This window comes from Aquabacter spiritensis (genome assembly GCF_004346185.1).
GTDB lineage: Bacteria > Pseudomonadota > Alphaproteobacteria > Rhizobiales > Xanthobacteraceae > Aquabacter > Aquabacter spiritensis.
In genome coordinates, this window is the sequence record NZ_SMAI01000007.1 from 237567 (window position 1) to 254950 (window position 17384).

At 68.5% G+C, this 17384-nt stretch carries 16 protein-coding genes; 10 read left to right on the forward strand and 6 right to left on the reverse strand.

Translation table 11 applies throughout. The annotated features are described in order from the left end of the window. Positions 1-282 precede the first annotated feature (282 nt). From EDC64_RS13115 to EDC64_RS13135, 5 genes are read left to right on the forward strand one after another with little or no spacing between them, the layout of a single operon-like run. Complete coding sequence (locus EDC64_RS13115; protein ID WP_132032002.1) at positions 283-537, forward strand: sulfurtransferase TusA family protein; 255 nt, start codon at positions 283-285, stop codon at positions 535-537. 28 nt (positions 538-565) lie between these two features. Continuing rightward, on the forward strand, positions 566-928 hold the full coding sequence (locus tag EDC64_RS13120; protein ID WP_132032004.1) for a DsrE family protein: 363 nt from the start codon (positions 566-568) through the stop codon (positions 926-928). A 31-nt stretch (positions 929-959) separates the two neighbouring features. Continuing rightward, complete coding sequence (locus tag EDC64_RS13125) at positions 960-1499, forward strand: hypothetical protein (RefSeq protein WP_132032006.1); 540 nt, start codon at positions 960-962, stop codon at positions 1497-1499. 43 nt (positions 1500-1542) lie between these two features. Then, positions 1543-3156 (forward strand): hypothetical protein, encoded by a 1614-nt coding sequence (locus EDC64_RS23545; RefSeq protein WP_165933750.1) that lies wholly within the window; start codon positions 1543-1545, stop codon positions 3154-3156. A gap of 60 nt (positions 3157-3216) precedes the next feature. Further along, entirely contained in the window at positions 3217-4716 is a 1500-nt protein-coding gene (locus tag EDC64_RS13135) for a 5-methyltetrahydropteroyltriglutamate--homocysteine methyltransferase (RefSeq protein WP_132032008.1), read from the forward strand. Positions 4717-4816: 100 nt separating this feature from the next. Here EDC64_RS13135 and EDC64_RS13140 read toward each other — a convergent pair whose 3' ends face one another. The 3 genes from EDC64_RS13140 to EDC64_RS13150 all read right to left on the reverse strand — a co-directional run bounded on the left by EDC64_RS13140 (position 4817) and on the right by EDC64_RS13150 (position 8140). Then, complete coding sequence (locus EDC64_RS13140) at positions 4817-5995, reverse strand: MFS transporter (protein WP_132032010.1); 1179 nt, start codon at positions 5993-5995, stop codon at positions 4817-4819. 275 nt (positions 5996-6270) lie between these two features. Continuing rightward, positions 6271-6972 carry a L,D-transpeptidase gene (locus tag EDC64_RS13145; RefSeq protein WP_132032013.1) on the reverse strand — a complete coding sequence of 234 codons (702 nt, stop codon included), beginning with the start codon at positions 6970-6972 and terminating at the stop codon, positions 6271-6273. Positions 6973-7126: 154 nt separating this feature from the next. Beyond that, positions 7127-8140, reverse strand: coding sequence for an MBL fold metallo-hydrolase (locus EDC64_RS13150; protein WP_420808958.1), 1014 nt, complete (start codon positions 8138-8140; stop codon positions 7127-7129). Positions 8141-8182: 42 nt separating this feature from the next. Between EDC64_RS13150 and EDC64_RS13155 the strand changes: the two genes are divergently transcribed. The 5 genes from EDC64_RS13155 (at position 8183) to EDC64_RS13175 (ending at position 15014) form a co-directional block, all read left to right on the forward strand. Then, entirely contained in the window at positions 8183-9145 is a 963-nt protein-coding gene (locus EDC64_RS13155; protein ID WP_132032015.1) for a LysR family transcriptional regulator, read from the forward strand. A gap of 59 nt (positions 9146-9204) precedes the next feature. Continuing rightward, entirely contained in the window at positions 9205-9771 is a 567-nt protein-coding gene (locus tag EDC64_RS13160; protein ID WP_245504687.1) for a hydrolase, read from the forward strand. A 294-nt stretch (positions 9772-10065) separates the two neighbouring features. Beyond that, positions 10066-10683: a TetR/AcrR family transcriptional regulator gene (locus EDC64_RS13165; RefSeq protein WP_132032017.1), complete on the forward strand. Its 618-nt coding sequence runs from the start codon at positions 10066-10068 to the stop codon at positions 10681-10683. A 103-nt stretch (positions 10684-10786) separates the two neighbouring features. Next, the gene (locus EDC64_RS13170; protein ID WP_132032019.1) at positions 10787-11911 is read left to right on the forward strand and encodes an efflux RND transporter periplasmic adaptor subunit; all 1125 of its coding nucleotides are present in this window, start codon (positions 10787-10789) and stop codon (positions 11909-11911) included. A 10-nt stretch (positions 11912-11921) separates the two neighbouring features. After that, entirely contained in the window at positions 11922-15014 is a 3093-nt protein-coding gene (locus EDC64_RS13175) for an efflux RND transporter permease subunit (RefSeq protein ID WP_132032020.1), read from the forward strand. A gap of 60 nt (positions 15015-15074) precedes the next feature. Here EDC64_RS13175 and EDC64_RS13180 read toward each other — a convergent pair whose 3' ends face one another. From EDC64_RS13180 to EDC64_RS23550, 3 genes are all read right to left on the reverse strand, one after another. Then, on the reverse strand, positions 15075-15452 hold the full coding sequence (locus EDC64_RS13180) for a DUF2019 domain-containing protein (protein WP_132032022.1): 378 nt from the start codon (positions 15450-15452) through the stop codon (positions 15075-15077). Positions 15453-15714: 262 nt separating this feature from the next. Next, positions 15715-16086 (reverse strand): DUF2019 domain-containing protein, encoded by a 372-nt coding sequence (locus EDC64_RS13185; protein WP_165933751.1) that lies wholly within the window; start codon positions 16084-16086, stop codon positions 15715-15717. Then, the gene (locus tag EDC64_RS23550) at positions 16083-16919 is read right to left on the reverse strand and encodes a hypothetical protein (protein ID WP_165933752.1); all 837 of its coding nucleotides are present in this window, start codon (positions 16917-16919) and stop codon (positions 16083-16085) included. Before EDC64_RS23550 ends, EDC64_RS13185 begins: the two co-directional genes overlap by 4 nt. Positions 16920-17384: the final 465 nt, after the last annotated feature.

A 17384-nucleotide genomic window follows, 5' to 3' on the forward strand; every position in this document is an offset into this window, starting at 1 on the left:
GGCGGCGCGGCTGCGTTCGGCGACGGCGACGAACCCCGACCGCAGCGCCGGGGCGGTCGCCCGCCCCGTCGCAACCCTTGGCCGTCGGCTTGACGCCCCGACGCAACTTGTTAGGGTATGTGCGAGTGGTCCCGTACCGAAACGCCATGCCCCGTGAGGGTTGGCTCTCTGCCGTGAAATCCGCAGGGCGTGCCCGGACGTGTGCCGCTTCTTCCCGACACTCGACATGCGATCCCGCGCGCGGCACCGCTGCCGCCGTGCGAACGGACGCAGGGCTATGACATGTGCGATTCCGCGGCGGACGAGCTGGCCACGGCACCGACGTTCGACGCCGGCCATATGGGCTGCGGCGAACTCGTCATGGTGCTGCGCATGCGGCTGAAAACCATGCCGGGCGAGGTGGTGCGGGTGATCGCGCGCGACGCGGGCGCCCCCGAAGACCTGCCCGCTTGGTGCCGCATGACCCGCAATGCGCTGATCCGCCACGATCCGCAAACCCACAGCTTCTGGATTCGCGCGCGAACCGATTGGACCTGATCCCCGAAAGACCCCCAAGGAGCCCCCCATGCCCGGCAAATTCGTCGTCTCCATCAGTTGCGCCAAGAACGACACGGACAAGGCCACGGTCGGCTTCGTCATCGCCAACGCCGCCGTCGCCTCGGACAAGGAGACCGTGGTGTTCCTGTCGATCGAGGGCACCCGCCTGTCCCAGGCCGGCTATGCCGACGACATTCACGAGGACGGCTTCGCGCCGCTGAAGGATCTGATGACCAATTTCGCGGCGGCCGGCGGCACCATCTATGTCTGTTCGCCCTGCTTTAAGAAGCGCGGCCTCGACGAGGACAATCTCGTTGCCGGCGCCAAGATCGTCGGCGGCGCCAAGCTGGTCGAATTCATGGGGGAGGGCATTCCGTCCATCAGCTACTGACCGACGCCCCGGCAGATACTGGAGCCGCGCGATGATCCCCTTCCGTATGATGGCCACGGTCTTCATCGTCGCGGCTCTCGGCTATGTCGGACTGTCGTTCGCGCTGTTCCGCATGCCGGCCACCGCGGCGGCGGCGATCGAATGCGGCTTCCTGCCCGAGGAGTTCGTCTCCGAAGGCGAATTGACCTTCCAGCGCACCCAGGCCTTCCTCGTCTCTTTCCAGCGCAAGGCAGACTATTTCCCCGCCGCCACGATCGGGCTTGCGGCGGCCTTTGCCGCCTTCGCCGTCCGCGTCGGCCGACGCGGCGGGGCGGCGTCTGCGGGCCTGGCCGCGGGCGGCGGGCTGCTCGCGGTTTCGGCGCTCTGCGTCGGCTGCATCGCGCCGGCGCTCTCGGTGGTCGGAATCGGCGTCGCCGGCAGCTTTCTGGTCGGCGTGCCGAAATGGCTGTTGTTCCTCAACACCCTGCTGCTGACGGGCTGGGGCACGCTGTTTCTGGCGCGTCGCGCGCAGGCCTGCCCCCTGTCCGACCGGCGCATGCCGCCCGGCACCCGCTCTCGGGTCCAGGCCTGACGGTGTCCGGACGTCAAGGGAAAATCGCCAAAGGAGGATCGCCGTGAGGAAGATCGCCGTGAGACCCGCTCTCGCCGCCCTGGCCGTTCTGGTCGCCGGGCCGGCCTTCGCCACCGATTATGCCAGCATGCTCACCCCGGCCAAGCCCGGCTGGCCGCTCGCCCATCCCATCGCGGCCGGCGCGATCGCCCCGCCGCCCTTCTCGCTGCCGAGCGAGCGCGGGGTGAAGCCGGCTTATGTCCCCGGCCTGCCCGGTCTGCCCCAGGCGCGCGCGGTGACCGACGATTTCGGCCGAAAGCCGCTGAAATACGACGCCGTCTTCATCCGCCAGAGCAAGGTGGAGAATGGCGAGGTGGTGATCCCGCCGGGCGGGCTCGCTTATCTGCAGGACACCTGGGGCGGCGAGGTCGCTCTGCGGGGCGAGCAGGTGCCGGTACTCGGTCGGTTGCCGACCTTCGTCGACTACGACATGACGATCGAGGTGAAGGAGAACGTGACCATCCCGGCCGGCGGGGCGGTCGTGGTCGGCGGGCAGGTCTACCATTATTACGCGACCGTCGGTCATCAGAAGATGGCCAATCATTCCCTGCATGTCCGCACCATTGCCGGCACCGATTGGGAATGGGCCTTCGGGGCGCCGGAACTCTCCGCCACCGAGACCGGCTGGTGGGGCAACCGCTTTGCCCAGCTCTACAATCAGGGGCAGGCGCGAGAGATTTCGCCGAAGCAGCTCACCTTCGACTGGCTGTCCGGCGTGCGCATGGACCGCGTGCTCTATGCCGAGGACACGGTGTTCGCCGGTCTCGCCGCAAGCGGGGAGACCTGGAAGGTCGGCGAGCGCTCCGTCCACGTGGCAGGCATCGACGAGGCCGCCGGCACGGTGACGCTCGAAGTGCGCGCAAACGGCGTGGCGACCGCGTCCAAAGTGCTCGGCCCGGTCCAGGCCGACCGCCTGATCGAGGACACGACCGCCCGCAAGGCGCTGGTGTTCGAGGACGGCGACATGGTGGCCATCCTGTCGCCCTGGCCGAAGCCGTTCGAGGGCGGCAAGGCCAATATCAAGGTCTATGCCAAAGCCTTCAGCCTGGCCTACGGCACCGACTTCGCCCGCGATCCGCGCTTCGCGGTCTATCCGGTCGGGTGCCCGACGGGGCACAATTTCGGTTTCATGCTGGTCAACAAAGAAGAGATCCGCCTCACGCCGGGCAGCCGCTTCGAGGGTCCGGAAGGCTATTTCCGGATCGTCGTGGACGCCGTCGACGCCGGCGCGGTCACGGGCTGGCATGTCGAGGATGCGAAGGGCAACCGCTCGATCAATCTCGGCGGGCCGCAGGTCGCCAATGTCGACCTGGTGCTCGGACAGGGGCGTGTGGCCGGTCAGGCGATCCTGAAGGATGTCGGCCGCGCTTTGCTGGCGCGAACCTATGAGACGGCCGCGCGACTGGAGACCGCCGCGCTGCCGGCCGGCGCCGGACCCGCTGCTGCGCCGCCCCCCGCTCCCGCGTCTTCCGCCGCGCCGTCCGCCGCCGCGACTCCTCCGGCGCAGGCGCATGCGGCGGAGGCGGGTTTCTCGCCCGGCTTGATTCTCGCCGTTGGCATCATGGCGGTGGGCGCCGGTGCCGTCGGCTTCGAAGTCGGCCGCCGCCGCAAAGCGTGATCGCAGTCCGATCCGGCGGCGCCATCGGCCGCCGGATCTCTCCAGATCGAGGCCAGGTGCATGACAGACCCCGTCGCCGCCCATCGCCATCCACCCGACGTCGCCTTCGACGGCGGCGACCTCGATTGCGGCAACGGCCTGCTCCTGCTGATCCGCCGGCACATCGATCCCCTGCCGCGCGGCGGCCTGCTGGAAATTCGCTCCACGGAGATTTCCGTCGACGAGGATCTGCCCGCCTGGTGCCGGCTGACCGGGAATGAACTGGTCTCCTGGACCAGAGAGAAGAAGCAGCGCTCGTTCCTGGTCTGCAAGGGCAGGCTGGCGGAACGGGCGCCCGAGGCGCCCGCCCCGCGGGTCATGCCGGCCGCTGCGGCTGCGCCGGCTCCCGCGCGTGTTCCAGTCGAGGCTCCCGCCATTCCGCCGCTGGCCGTGATGGGCATCGGCTCCTGGCCGCGCCCGCGCTGGATGATCGAAGCCATGCATGCCTATGTGGAAGGCCGCCTGTCCGAACAGGCGTTCCAGGAGACGGCGGACGATGCCGTCCGCCTCGCCATCGCCGCGCAGGAAAAGGCGGGAGTCGATGTCGTCACCGACGGCGAGCAGCGGCGCGACAGCTATGCCAGCTTCGTTGCGAGCCGGCTCGACAATTGCCAGCTCATCCCGCTGACCGACCTCCTGCCCTTGGTCGATCATCCCGAGGAATTCGAGGCGGAACTGCGCGCGCTCGACATTCCCGCCGGCGACGTGCGCCATCCCGCGGTGTTCGGCAGGCTCGCGCGCACCCGCCCGCTGGTCGCCCACGAGGTGGATTTCGCCCGCTCGGCGACCGCCCGGCCCGTGAAGGTGGCGCTTCCCGGCCCCTATCTCCTCACCCGCACGATGTGGATGGAATGCGTCTCCGACCGCGCCTATGACAGCCGCGAGGCGCTCGCGGAAGATATCGTCCGGGTGCTGCGCGCGGAACTCGCCGAGCTGATGGATGCCGGCGCCGCACTCGTGCAGTTCGATGAGCCGGTGCTTTCAGAGGTCGTGTTCTCCGGCGCCAAGAGCAAGCGGTCCTTCATGTGCGGCGCGCTCTCGGAATCCCTGGCGCCCGCACACGAACTCGCCTTCGCCCGCGACCTGCTCAATGCGGTTCTCGACGGCGCCCCCCGCCATCGCACCGCCGTGCATGTGTGCCGCGGCAACTGGACGCCCGACGAGCGCGTCGCCCTCGCCGGCAGCTATGCGCCGCTGGTCGACATGCTCGCGAAGGTCAGGGTCGGCGCCTATCTGCTGGAAATGTGTACGCCGCGCGCCGGCGAGATGGAGATCCTGAAGACGCTGCCGGACGATGCGCGCATCGGCGTCGGCGTCGTCAATCAGAAGGACCCGCAGATCGAAGACGTCGCGGCGGTGGCCGCGCGCATCCAGCACGCCATCGCTCTGTTCGGCCGCGAGCGGGTGCTGCTGCATCCCGATTGCGGCTTCGCCACCTTCGCCGATAATCCGATCTGCTGCACCCCTGCGGCACAGGACAAGCTGGCTGCCATTGCCGCCGCCGCCCGGCAGTTCGCATAACGCCGCTTCGGCCCAAGGCAACCGACAGGCGCGCGAGACCTGACGGGTCACGCCGCGCAGAACCGGGCACGGCGCGGCGGCGCTCCACCGGCGCCGTGCGTCAGCGGGCGGGCGCGCGGATCCCGCGGCCGGCGGTCAGGGCGACGACGGCGATCGTCAGGGGCACGAAAGACAGCGCCAGAATGGTGTTCCAGCCGAAGGCCGACAGAAGGCCGCCCGACAGGAAGGAGCCGATCGCCATCGTCCCGAACACCGCAAAGTCGTTGAAGGATTGAACCCGGGCCTTCTCTTCCGGCCGATGGCATTCCAGCACCATGGCGGATGCGCCGACAAAGCCGAAATTCCAGCCGATGCCGAGCAGGATCAGCGTCACCCAGAAATGCCAGACCTCGATGCCGAGCAGGCCGACCCCTGCCGCTGCCCCGGTGAGGGCAAGCCCCGCGGCGACCACGCGCGGCGCGCCGAAGCGGGTGATGAAGCGGCCCGTCCAGAAGCTCGGCCCATACATCGCGATGACGTGCCATTGCAGGCCGAGATTGGCCGATTCCTGGGACAGGCCGCACAGCCGCATGGCCAAGGGCGCCGCCGTCATGAGGAAATTCATCAGGAGATAGGAGACGACGCCGCAGATGACGGCCAGGATGAAGCGCGGCTGCCGGACGATCACCCCCAGCGGGCGCCCGCCTGCGCGGTCGGCCGCGGTCGGCGCCGGCAGCTTGACCCCGATCAGGATGAAGGCGGAGACGGCCGCCGCCAAGGCCTGCCCGACATAGGTGGCCGCGAACAGAAAGGGCGGCGACAGGTTCATGGTGTGGGTGACGAGCTGCGGGCCGAGGACGCCCGCGAACACGCCGCCCGCCATGACCGCCGAGAGCGCGCGCGGCCGTCGCTCCGGGGCGGCGCAATCGGTGGCGGCGAAGCGGAAGGTGAGGACGACGGCGGCATAAACGCCGCCGAAGAAGGTCGCCACGCAGAACAGCCAGAAGGCGGCATAAATGACGGCCAGGGACGCGAGCAGTCCGGCGAGAACGCCGCAGCCGGTGCCCAGGAGAAACGCCGCCCGGCGGCCGTGGCGTTGCGCGATGGCGCCGGCGGGCAAGGTGCACAGGGCCATGCCGACCACGAAGATGGAGATCGGCAGCGTCGCGAGGGCCGGGCTCGGCGCCAGCATGTGCCCGACGACCGCGCCGGTGGCGAAGATCACCGTTGCGTTGATGCCTGCCAGGGCCTGGGCGACGGCGAGCCGCAGCACGTTTCCGCGCTCCAGGCGAAGCGCCATCGCCTCGTGTGGCCCAGTGGACGATAGGGTGCTCACGCCGCAGCCTGCCTTCTGCAAAGACGCTGTCCGGCGCGTGACCGATGCAGCGGGAACCAAGCGGGGCGTCCCGCCGTCGCCCACGCTGTGCGCCCGCGGGCCGGTTTTGTCGAGCACGTCCCGCGTGTCTTGCCCGCCAAACTGCCACCCCCGTCCGGGGCGCGGGCGCGGGTGGCAGGGGTGCGCAAGGCGTGGAAGAGGCGCAGCGATCCCACTTTTCGACAGGATCGGATCAGGCCCTAGGCCGGCAGGACGATGACCTTCGTCTTGACCGGCGTGCGGTTGTACAGGTCGATCATGTCCTGGCTCAGGAGGCCGACGCAGCCGCTCGTGACGCCGGAGCCGATCGATTCGGGATCGATCGTGGCGTAGATGGTGTAGAGCGTGTAGGCGCCGTTCTGATAGAGATAGAGCGTGCGCGCACCGAGCGGGTTTTCGAGCCCGCCCGGCATGCCGCGGGCGTATTTGGCGACTTCCGGCTGGCGCTGGATCATCTCCTTGGGCGGGGTCCAGGTCGCCCACTCGCCCTTGCGCCCGACATAGGCGTCCCCGCTCCACAGGAACCCGCTGCGCCCGACATTGGCGCCGTAGCGGGTGGCGTGGCCCTCGTCCTCGATTCGGTAGACGTAATAGTTCTTGGGATCGACGATGATCGTGCCGGGCGTTTCCTTGGTCTCGTAGCGCACGGTGCGACGGAAATATTTCGGATCGACCTTGCTGACATCGACCGCCGGGATCGGGAATTTCTCGTCGGGCACCGGCCCGTAGAGCTTCGCCGCCTCGGCGAGGCTCATGCCGTCCGACGTCGCGCAGCCGGCAAGCCCGAGCGCCCCCAGACCGGCGGCGCCGACCAGAAAGGCCCGGCGGTCGAGCCCCCCCGCCCGGCGCGCGAACCGGGCGTCCATCGTGCCGGCATCGGCATTCCGACCGTTCCTGATCATGATTTTCCCGTGTCCTGCTGCCTGGCGCGGTCCGGCTCCGGCCGACCACGCGCGTTGCGCAGACATTGCCGACACGCGGCGCGGCTGGCAAGCGCCGGCTTTCGCGGCGCCGGGCCCGCATGCCGGGCACCGGCCGGAGCAGGCGGGTCGGGCTCTAGAAGCGCCAGTTCGCAGGAACCCAGGCATAGCCCCCATCGACCGTGCGCATCCGGCCGAGCCCGGGGAACGGGTAATGGAAGCCGAGGACCAGCATCTCATCCGCTGCCGCCCGGTCGAAAATGCGCCGCCGCGCCGCAAGCGCCGCCTCCTTGTCGCGGTCGGGTCCGGGCCGCCATGGGCGATCGATATTGACGACGGGGTGATAAGCGAGATCGGCCGTCAGAAGCAGTTGCTCGGCCCCGGAATGCACCAGGAAAGCGGCCATGCCGGGGGTATGGCCCGACGCGGCGATCGTGGTCAGCCCCGGCACGATCTCCGTGCCCGGCTCATAGAGTTCGATCGCCTCCGCCACCGGCGCCACGCTCCGCTTGATGGCCGCGCCGAACCGGCGCCGGAACTCCTCGGGCACGGGCATATAGGACAGATCGGGGTCGCCGCGGACGAAGAAATCCCAATCCGCCGCCGGCGCGAACACGACAGCGCGCGGAAAGGCCTTGCCGCCATCGGCGGCGCGCAGATTGCCGACATGGTCGGGATGGGTGTGCGAGATCACGACGACATCGATGTCGTTCGCCGTCAGTCCGATCGCCGCGAGATTGGCGAAGACCCGGCCGGCATCGTTCCCCATCGTCGACCCGGCGCCGGCTTCGAGAAGGATGCGCCGGCCGCCGGTCTCGAGCAGGAGCGTGTTGAGGTTCAAGGTGAGATGATCGGTCGGCAGGAAAGCGCGCCGCAACGCCGCCCGCAGCTCGGCCTCAGGGGCATCGCCGGCATAGATCCGCGGCGGGCCTCCGATGACGCCGTCGCTCAGCACTGTGGCGCGGATCTCGCCGATGCGGAACTGGTAGAAGCCGGCATTGGCCTGCGGACGCGGCGCCGGCTGCGCGACGGCGCCGCCCGCACCGCGGGCGAGGTGCGGGGCGAACAGGAGGGCGGTGCCGCCCGTCGCGGCGGACAGCATGATCGTGCGGCGGGTGAGGGCCGGTCGGGTGAGGGTCGGGCGTGTCATGGCGGGGGCTCTCGCTGTCGGTTCGGTTTCGCTCGACCGAAAATGACAACCCGCTGGCGCGCAGATAAGATTTGCAAATCTGATCAGCTTGATAATGTGAGCTTCGCAATGAGCCCGCTGCGCCTCGACAGCCTGGACGTCTTCGCGGCGATCGTCCGCTGCGGTGGCTTTCGGGCGGCCGCCAAGGAAAGACGCGTCTCGTCCTCGGCCTTGAGCCAGACCGTCGGGGGGCTCGAAGAGGCCCTCGGCCTCCGGCTTCTCAACCGCACGACGCGCAGCGTCGCGCCGACCGAAGCGGGCGCGCATCTGCTCGCGCGGCTGGGTCCGGCGCTGCAGGACATTCACGACGCGCTGCGCGACCTCGATCGGCTGCGCGAAACGCCGTCAGGCCTGATCCGGATCAACGCGCCCGCCCCGGCCGTCGATCATGTCCTCGCGCCGATCGTGTTCGACTTCATGGGGCGTTATCCCGACGTGAAGGTGGAGCTGGTGAGCGACGGCGCCCTGGTCGATATCGTTGCGCAAGGCTACGATGCCGGCGTGCGCTTCGGCCGGCAGCTCGCGCAGGACATGATCGCCACGCCCCTGGGGCCGCCGCTGCGCTATGCCATCGTCTGCGCCCCGGCCTATCTCGCGGCGCGGACGCTACCGCTCAGCCCGCAGGATCTCATCGACCATGCCTGCATCGGGCGCCGCTTTCCCGGCGGGACGCTCGTCTCCTGGGAGTTTGAGAAGGCCGGCGAGACCTTGGAAATCGTACCTCCAGCCCGGCTCACGCTGGGCTCGGCGCATCAGGAGGTCCAGGCGGCGCTGGCCGGCCAAGGCATCGCCCACGTCTTCGACACGTATGCCCAGCCCTATTTGGCCGACGGCCGATTGGTCGAGCTGATGCCCGACTGGAGCCGGAAGCTCCCGAGCTGGTACCTCTATTATCCCCATCGCCGGCACCCGAGCGCAGCCATGCGCGCGTTTCTCGATCACGTCCGGGCAAGCGCCCCGGCCTAGCGCCCTTTCCACGGGCCGAACCGGATCGCAAATTGCCGACCGGCCGTTCCAGGCGGCGAATGGCGATAGCTGATCTTCTGCTCAGCCGGGTGGCATGCGACCCGGCGGGTCTGGCAAAGGCCGCCAAGGCCTTCGGCGTCCCCACCATCCTGACGACCGTGATCGCCGCGCGCGGCGGTCTGCTCTTCCCCCAGATCACCGATGTCTTCCCCGGTCAGGAGGTGATCGACCGGACGCTGATCAACACCTGGGAGGATCCGAAGGTGGTGGATGCGGTCAAGGCGACGGGCCGCAAGCAGTTGGTCATCGCCGGACTGTGGACCGAAGTCTGCGTCGCGATGCCGGCAATCCAGGCCCTGGGTGAGGGCTGGGATGTGACGGTGATCACCGATGCTTCGGGCGGCGTTTCGGTCGAGGCCCACGCGGTCGCCATCCAGCGCATGATCGCCGCCGGCGCGAACATGATGACCTGGCTGGCGCTCGCGGCCGAATGGCAGCGCGACTGGGCCCGGACCGAACAGGCCATCGCCCTCACGGACGTGATTATCCAGCATGCCGGCGGCAGCGGCATCGCCTTCCTGTGGGAGCAGCAATTGCTCAACACGCCGGTCCCCAGCGCAGGCTGATCTGAAGACCAGCGCCTGCGCGGGCACGGGCAGAGGTCGAAGGCGCCCCTGCAACCACCCTCGGGGCGCGATCGGAAGCGGCGCGCTCCTTCAGGGAGCGGCGGTGGGGGACCTGCCGCAGCAGCAAGGCAGTCTTCAAACGGTTCGCCCCTGATCGGGAGGACCGGCCGCCTGTCGTCGCCATCACATGGGATCCCTTCCCTCTTACTCCCAGAACCCCCTTGCGAAAAATTTCTGACGATTTACAACATTCGTCAGTTCATCGCCTCCCCCCGCCCTTCGGAGACCGCCGCCGTGCCGCTTCCCGTCCGCACCCGCGAGACTGCCGACGAGACGCGCGAGCGGATTGCGCGGGTGGCGGAGGCGTTGTTCCGGCGGATGGGCTATGCCAAGACCGCGGTTGCAGACATCGCCGCCGAACTCGGCATGTCGCCGGCCAATGTCTATCGCTTCTTCCCCTCCAAGAACGCCATCGTCGAGGCGATCTGTTCGCGCTGCCTGACCGAGGTCGAGGCGCAGATCCGCGATATCATGGCCCGGCCGGTCCCGGCGCGTGCGCGCCTGTTCGACCTGTTCACCGCCATCCTCGCCTATCACCGCGCCAATTTCTTCACCGAGCGCCGCATCCACGACATGGTCCTGGTGGCGATCGAGGCGAATTGGACGGCGATCGCGGCGCACAAGGATCGGGTGACGGAAGGCATCGCCGTCCTGCTTCGGGACGGCATCGCGGAAGGCACCTTCGTGCCCCACGACACCGACGCCGCGAGCCGGGTCCTTTCTGGCGCCATGGTGCGCTTCTGCCATCCGATCCTGATCGCCGAAGAGATCGACGCCGATCTCGAGGCGCGGCTGCACGCCACGCTCGCCTTCCTGCTGCGCAGCGTCGAGGTGGACCGCACGCCGTTCTGACCGCGTTTCGCCGGGCCGTCCGCCCGGCTTTTTTCTGCGTCGCGTGTGACGAAAGTCGAAGTTCGTCAGTCGCCACTCTTTAGACTTCAGGAGCTTGACGCCGATGTCCGCCCCCGCCGCCCCTGTCCCCAGGGCCGCCCGCTTCGCCCTTCCGTTCTGGCGGCTGCTGCCGGGGCTCGGCGCAGCCGCCTTTCTCGCCGGCTGCGGCGACCCCGCGCCCGCCGAGCAGGCTGGTCCGCCGCCCCGCCCGGTCCAGGTGGTGGAGGTGGCGCTCGAGCCGGCAACCGCCGCCCGCAGCTTCGTCGGGGTGATCCGCGCGCGGCGCGAGATCGACCAGTCGTTCCGGGTCGGCGGCAAGCTGGCCGAACGGCGGGTCGAGGTCGGCGATACGGTCGCGGCAGGCCAGGTGATCGCCCGGCTCGATCCGGTGGACCTCGCGCTCCAGCTCGAAAGCGCCGAGGCGGAACTCGCCGCCGCGACCGCCGCGCTCGCCCAGACCGCCGCCGAGGACCAGCGCACCCGCACCCTCACCCAGCGCGGCTTCGCCTCGACCGCCGATCTCGACCGCAAGTCGCTCGCCAAGGACGAGGCGGTGGGCCGGCTGGAGCGGGCGAAGCGCGCCCTCGATCTCGCCCGCAACCAGCATGCCTATGCCGATCTCGTCGCCGCCGCCGACGGCGTCGTGGTGGCGGTTTCCGCCGAGCCCGGCCAGGTTCTGGTCTCCGGCCAGTCGGTCGCGCGGATCGCCCGGCTGGACGAGAAGGAGGCCGCCGTCGCGCTGCCCGAGACGGCGCTGGCCGAAGCCCGCGCGGCGCGGGCGACGGTCACCCTGTGGGCCGATCCCGGCCGCGCCTATGCCGCCCATCTGCGCGAACTCGCGCCCCAGGCGGAGACCGTCAGCCGCACCTATGCGGCACGCTTCGCTCTGGCGGACGCCGATCCGGCCATGGCGCTCGGCATGACCGCGACCGTCACCCTCACCCCGGCCGACGCCGCCCAGGTGGCGCGGCTGCCGCTCGCCGCAGTGTTCGACCGCGGCGCCGGCCCGCACGTCTTCGTGGTCGATCCCGAGAGCCGGCGGATCGCGGCGCGCAAGGTCGCGGTCGCCGGCTATACCGCCGAGGCGGTGCTGATCGCGGACGGGCTCGCGCCCGGCGAACGGGTGGTGGCGATGGGCGTCCAGACCCTCGACCCCGGGCGCGCGGTGCGCACCGTGGCCGCGCGCTGAGGAGGCCGAGATGGGGGCGTTCAATCTCTCGGACTGGGCCATCCGCCACCGCGCGCTGACCCTGTTCGCCATCCTGCTTCTGGCCGCGTCCGGCACCTATGCCTATCTCAATCTCGGCCGCGCGGAGGATCCCTCCTTCACCATCAAGGTGATGGTGGTGAGCGCCGCCTGGCCCGGCGCCACCGCCGCGCAGATGCAGGAACAGGTCGCCGATCCGATCGAGAAGAAACTCCAGGCGCTCGGCCATCTCGACCGGGTGGAGAGCTATTCGCGCGCGGGTGTCACCTTCATCCAGGTGCTTCTGGAGGATTCGACCCCGGCCAGTGCGGTTCAGGATCTTTGGTATCAGGTGCGCAAGAAGGTCGGCGACATGCGCGGCGACCTGCCCTCCGGCGTCCTCGGACCGTTCTTCGACGACGAATATGGCGACGTCTATTCCGCCCTCTATATGCTGTCGGGCGAGAAGGTCGGCCCGGCCGAGCTGAAGCGTCAGGCCGAGCTGATCCGCCAGAAGCTGCTGCGGGTGCGCAGCGTCGAGAAGGTCGACCTCGTCGGGGTGCGGCCGGAACGGATCTTCATCGAGTTCAGCCATGCCCGCCTCGCGACGCTCGGCATCACCCCGCAGCAGATCTTCGACAGCGTGGCGCGCCAGAATGCCGTGGTCTCCGGCGGCGCGGTGGAGACCGATGCCGACCGCATCCATCTGCGCCTGTCCGGCGCCTTCACCGGCCCCGAGGCGATCGCCGCCGTCCCGGTCGCCGCCGGCACCGCTCTGTTCCGGCTCGGCGACGTCGCCACCGTCAAACGCGGCTATGAGGATCCGCCGGCCTTCCTGATCCGCCAGCACGGCCGCGACGCCATCGGCATCGGCGTGTCGATGGCCAAGGGCGCGAACATCCTCACCCTCGGCGCCGATCTGAAGACGGCGATGGCGGCGGCGGTCGCCGAACTTCCGGTCGGCATCGAGGTCACGCAGGTGGCGGACCAGCCGCACATCGTCGGCGAGTCCGTCGGCGAGTTCCTGCGCACCTTCGGCGAGGCGCTGGTCATCGTGCTGGTGGTGAGCTTCCTCTCGCTCGGATTTCGCACCGGCATCGTGGTCGCGCTGTCGGTGCCGCTGGTGCTCGCCATCGTGTTCCTGGTGATGTTCGCGAGCGGCATGGACCTGCACCGGATCACGCTCGGCGCGCTGATCATCGCGCTCGGTTTGCTGGTCGACGACGCCATCATCGCAATCGAGATGATGGTGGTGAAGATGGAGGAGGGGCTCGACCGGGTGAAGGCCGCCGGCTTCGCCTGGACCTCGACGGCCTTCCCCATGCTGACCGGCACGCTGGTGACGGCGGCCGGCTTCCTGCCGGTCGGCTTCGCCCGCTCCTCCTCGGGCGAATATGCCGGTGGCATCTTCTGGGTGGTGGGAATCGCGCTGATCGCCTCCTGGCTGGTCGCGGTCGTGTTCACGCCCTATCTCGGCACCGTGCTGCTGCCGGACATGGCACGCGCCGCCGGCCACGGCACGCATGAGGGGCGGCTCTATCGCGGCTTCCGGCGGGTGCTCGGCCTCAGCCTGCGCCACCGCTTCGCGGTGATCGGCCTCACGGTCGCGCTGTTCGCCGCCGCGCTCGCCGCGTTCGGTCTGGTGCAGCAGCAATTCTTCCCGACCTCGACCCGCCCCGAACTGTTCCTCCAGATGCGGCTGCCGGAAGGCAGCGCGATTCAGGCCACCGCCGCCACCGCACGGGAGGCCGAGGCGTTGATCGGCGAGGACCCCGACATCGCCACCGCCACGACCTATATCGGCCGCGGCACGCCGCGCTTCTGGCTCGGCCTCAACCCGGTTCTCCCCAATCCGAACTTCGCCGAGATCGTGATCGTCGCGAAGGACATCGCGGCGCGCGAGCGGATCAAGGCCCGGCTCGACGCGGCGCTGGCGGACGGCGCCCTGCCGCAGGCGCGGGCGCGCGTCGACCGCTTCGTGTTCGGCCCGCCGGTCGGCTATCCCGTGCAGTTCCGCGTCGTCGGGCCGGACCCGCTGAAGGTGCGCGAGATCGCCGAGGACGTGCGCCGGGTGATGGCGCGCGAGCCCGCCGTGCTCGACCCACACCTCAATTGGAACGAGCAGGTGAAGGCGGTCACGCTGAAGGTCGATCAGGATCGGGCGCGGGCGATCGGCACGACGCCGAGCGAAATCGCCCAGACGCTCCAGACCCTGCTCTCCGGCTATACCGTGACCCAGCACCGCGAGGGCAATCTTCTGATCGACGTCGTGGCGCGGGCGGTGCCGGAGGAGCGGGCGGATCTCGCCCACCTCCAGGCGCTCACCGTCACCACGCGGAACGGCGTCGCCGTGCCGCTCGGCCAGGTGGCGCGGATCGCCTATGCGGCGGAGGAGCCGATCCTCTGGCGGCGCGACCGCGATCTGGTGCTCACGGTGCGGGGCGACGTCGTCGACGGCGTCCAGCCGCCGGACGTGACGGCGCGGATCCTGCCGCATCTCGCCGCGCTGAAGGCCGGCCTGCCGCAGGATTACCGGATCGAGACCGGCGGCTCGATCGAGGACAGCGCGAAGGCCAATGCGGCGCTCGCCGCGGTCTTCCCGGTCATGATCATCGTCATGCTGACGCTGCTGATGATCCAGCTCCAGAGCTTTTCGCGGCTCGCCCTGGTGCTCGCGACCGCGCCGCTCGGCCTGATCGGCGCGACCTTCGCGCTGCTTCTGGCGCACAAGCCGTTCGGCTTCGTCGCGCTGCTCGGGGTAATCGCGCTCGCCGGCATGATCATGCGCAACACGGTGATCCTGGTCGACCAGATCGACAAGGACATCGCCGCCGGCCATCCCCCCGCCGCGGCGATCGTCGACGCCACGGTGCGGCGCGCCCGGCCGGTCGTGCTCACCGCGCTCGCCGCGGTGCTCGGCATGATCCCGCTGGCGGGGAGCGCCTTCTGGGGCCCGATGGCGATCGCCATCATGGGCGGGCTTCTGGTCGCGACCGTGCTGACGCTCCTGGTCGTGCCGGCCATGTATGCCGCCTGGTTCCGCGTCGCCCTCGCGCCGCGCGGGGCCGCAGAAGCCCCGCCCCTCGCCCTCGCCCCCTCCGCCTGACGGCGGGGGATGCGGCGGGCGCGGTCCTCTCGGGCCTCTCGTCCCGGCGCCCGGTCGGCCTCATGAATCGGGGCGGGGATAGACCCCCGATTTGAAGGCGGAGAGCGTCGTGCCGGCGTCCGCCGCGAATGGGAACCAGTTGCTGTCCTTGATCTCCTGCAGCGTCCGACACGCTGCCTCCGGCGCCACGGCCAGTGTTTCATTTGCCGCCATGAGGCGGACTTGAACGTTGTCATGCGCAAGCAGCGGCAGCAGATCTCCCCTTCGATCCCCCGGCCTGTTTTTTAATTCATTCGCCAGATCGACAACTTGATTATAGAGCCTCCGGTATGTCGCGAATTTATCTTTTTCAGAAGCTTCTTTTTGAAGTGCCGCAAGAGTCATGAAATTATGAACGATTTCATCTTCGGTCATATCGGATAATGATTTCGTCTTCATTTCTTGATAACTCCCATTTCAGTAAGAGCTTCAATGCCGATGCGCACATGCTCGTCCCAGGATTTTCCTCGCAGGTATGCGCGAGGAGACTGTCCCTCACTGATTTTTTGTGGACGTGCGAACCACGCATTGATCTCTCAGTGCTTGAAGGTCGAAATCCGCACCAGATTTGCTTTGCCGGACACGAGGTCCGCCGGAAAACCCTCGCGCGCGCCGGCAGGGAAGCGGGGCGCGCAAGGGGACGTGGCGCATCCCTCCAACGCTATTCGGGTCGGAGCCGCCCGGAATCGAACCCGCGAAGCGTGGTACTTGCGTCAGCCGCAAACGGAAACCAATTGCTGTCCTTGATCGCCTGCAACGTTCGGCGTGCTGCCTCGGGCGCGACGGCGAGGGTTTCATTTGCTGCCATGAGCCGCACTTGGATGTTTTCATGTTCGAGCAACGGCAGCAAATCCCGTCGTCGATCGCCTGGACGGCTTTTCAGCTCCTGCGTTAACTCCACTATTCTCTTTATCAATTTATTATATACAGAAAATTTATTTTTTTCTGACGCTTCCTTTTGTATTATTGCAGAACTGACAAACTCATTTACGAGATCCGACTCGCTCATTTCGGATAATGGTTTTGATTTCATGGTGCCATGACTCCTGTCTCTTTGAGAGCTTCGATGCCGATCCGCACATGTTCCTCGAACGGCTTCCCTTTCAGATACGCGCGAGGAATTTGATAATCCGAGACTTTCTGCGCCCACGCGAACCATGCATTGATCTCCCAATGCTTGAAGGTCGAAATCCGCACCAGATTTGCTTTGCCGTAGACGAGGTTCGCCGGAAATCCCTCGCGCGCGCCGGCTGCGCGCTCCACGAGATGGTGGACGTCGGTGCCGCGGGCCGGGACGTCGACGTCCGCACGCAAGGCGTCCAAGGTCTTCGGCGCCGCCAGATAAGCATTTATAGAGGGACTATACCGCTCGGCAAACCAGATCGTGGTCTCCAGAATTACCGTATAGGCGGCAAGGACGGGACCTCCCTTTAAAAGCTTGAAGGCCATCGAGGTCCAACGTGCCGCATCCCACGCCACTCGAAGCTGGGGACCCTTGCCCGCCGGCTCCCGGGGCGGCACCTCGGGCGGCGGGTCGAGCGGCGGCCCCTGATTGTGTCCGATGCCCGGCGGCGGCTCCGGCGGCGGCGGGGTGATGATGATGACGGGACCAGCCGGCGCGTCCGAGGCCGGAACGCGGCGCGGCCAGCCGGCGCCGTCGTCACGCGTCGGCGCGCCGGCATCGTCGCCGTCGGTCCATTGCCCGCCATTTTCATAGCCGCGCGGGACGCGCGGCTGGCTCGGGTCGAACTTCGCCTGCCGCCGGGCAAAGGCCATCAGCTTGAGCATGAAGCGGATGGCGGCGAGGTCGGACCTCATCCGCAGAAGCTCTTGGGTGGTGCTCCATTGGTCCGCCTGTCTCTGCATGGTCCCCTCGCCGTCCGTGCGCCTGCGCAAGGATGGGCGAGGTTGCAGGGGTGGCGGATAACATTCCTATATCACGAATGCGTGATGGGATCGGCGCGGGTGTCGGCGTGCGCCGGGATGTGTCGTTTGCCGGACGTGGAGCCCTGGACCAGCCCCCTCCCCAGCCCTCCCCCGCACGCGGGAGAGGGGGTCCGGTGCGCAAGCGGGCGCGTGGCGCGTGCAGAGAAGAGGCGGCTGTAGACGCTGCGTGGAGAGGGGGGCGCTGTATGCGGCGAAGCCTTTGTTTTCGTGGAGAACAGGCCGTGTCAGCCACCCGTGATGGCGCGCGCCGCCGCGCGCCGCCGGCACCGTCCGGATCCCCTCTCCCGCGTGCGGGGGAGGGTGAGGGAGGGGGCTGGGGAGAGTCAGGGAGGGGGACGGCAGCGGGTGCGGGAAGGACCTCCCGGTAAGAGCGACAGGTCAAAG

Excerpts from the sequence above, each read along its gene's own strand:
- EDC64_RS13150 (WP_420808958.1), bottom strand. The coding sequence starts at position 8,140 with ATGACACGCCCGACCCTCACCCGACCGGCCCTCACCCGCCGCACGATC.
- EDC64_RS13140 (WP_132032010.1), bottom strand. The coding sequence starts at position 5,995 with ATGGCGCTTCGCCTGGAGCGCGGAAACGTGCTGCGGCTCGCCGTCGCC.
- EDC64_RS13115 (WP_132032002.1), top strand. The coding sequence starts at position 283 with ATGTGCGATTCCGCGGCGGACGAGCTGGCCACGGCACCGACGTTCGAC.
- EDC64_RS13180 (WP_132032022.1), bottom strand. The coding sequence starts at position 15,452 with ATGAAGACGAAATCATTATCCGATATGACCGAAGATGAAATCGTTCAT.
- EDC64_RS13145 (WP_132032013.1), bottom strand. The coding sequence starts at position 6,972 with ATGATCAGGAACGGTCGGAATGCCGATGCCGGCACGATGGACGCCCGG.
- EDC64_RS13155 (WP_132032015.1), top strand. The coding sequence starts at position 8,183 with ATGACAACCCGCTGGCGCGCAGATAAGATTTGCAAATCTGATCAGCTT.
- EDC64_RS13185 (WP_165933751.1), bottom strand. The coding sequence starts at position 16,086 with ATGAAATCAAAACCATTATCCGAAATGAGCGAGTCGGATCTCGTAAAT.
- EDC64_RS13120 (WP_132032004.1), top strand. The coding sequence starts at position 566 with ATGCCCGGCAAATTCGTCGTCTCCATCAGTTGCGCCAAGAACGACACG.
- EDC64_RS23550 (WP_165933752.1), bottom strand. The coding sequence starts at position 16,919 with ATGCAGAGACAGGCGGACCAATGGAGCACCACCCAAGAGCTTCTGCGG.
- EDC64_RS13175 (WP_132032020.1), top strand. The coding sequence starts at position 11,922 with ATGGGGGCGTTCAATCTCTCGGACTGGGCCATCCGCCACCGCGCGCTG.
- EDC64_RS13170 (WP_132032019.1), top strand. The coding sequence starts at position 10,787 with ATGTCCGCCCCCGCCGCCCCTGTCCCCAGGGCCGCCCGCTTCGCCCTT.
- EDC64_RS13125 (WP_132032006.1), top strand. The coding sequence starts at position 960 with ATGATCCCCTTCCGTATGATGGCCACGGTCTTCATCGTCGCGGCTCTC.
- EDC64_RS13135 (WP_132032008.1), top strand. The coding sequence starts at position 3,217 with ATGACAGACCCCGTCGCCGCCCATCGCCATCCACCCGACGTCGCCTTC.
- EDC64_RS13160 (WP_245504687.1), top strand. The coding sequence starts at position 9,205 with ATGGCGATAGCTGATCTTCTGCTCAGCCGGGTGGCATGCGACCCGGCG.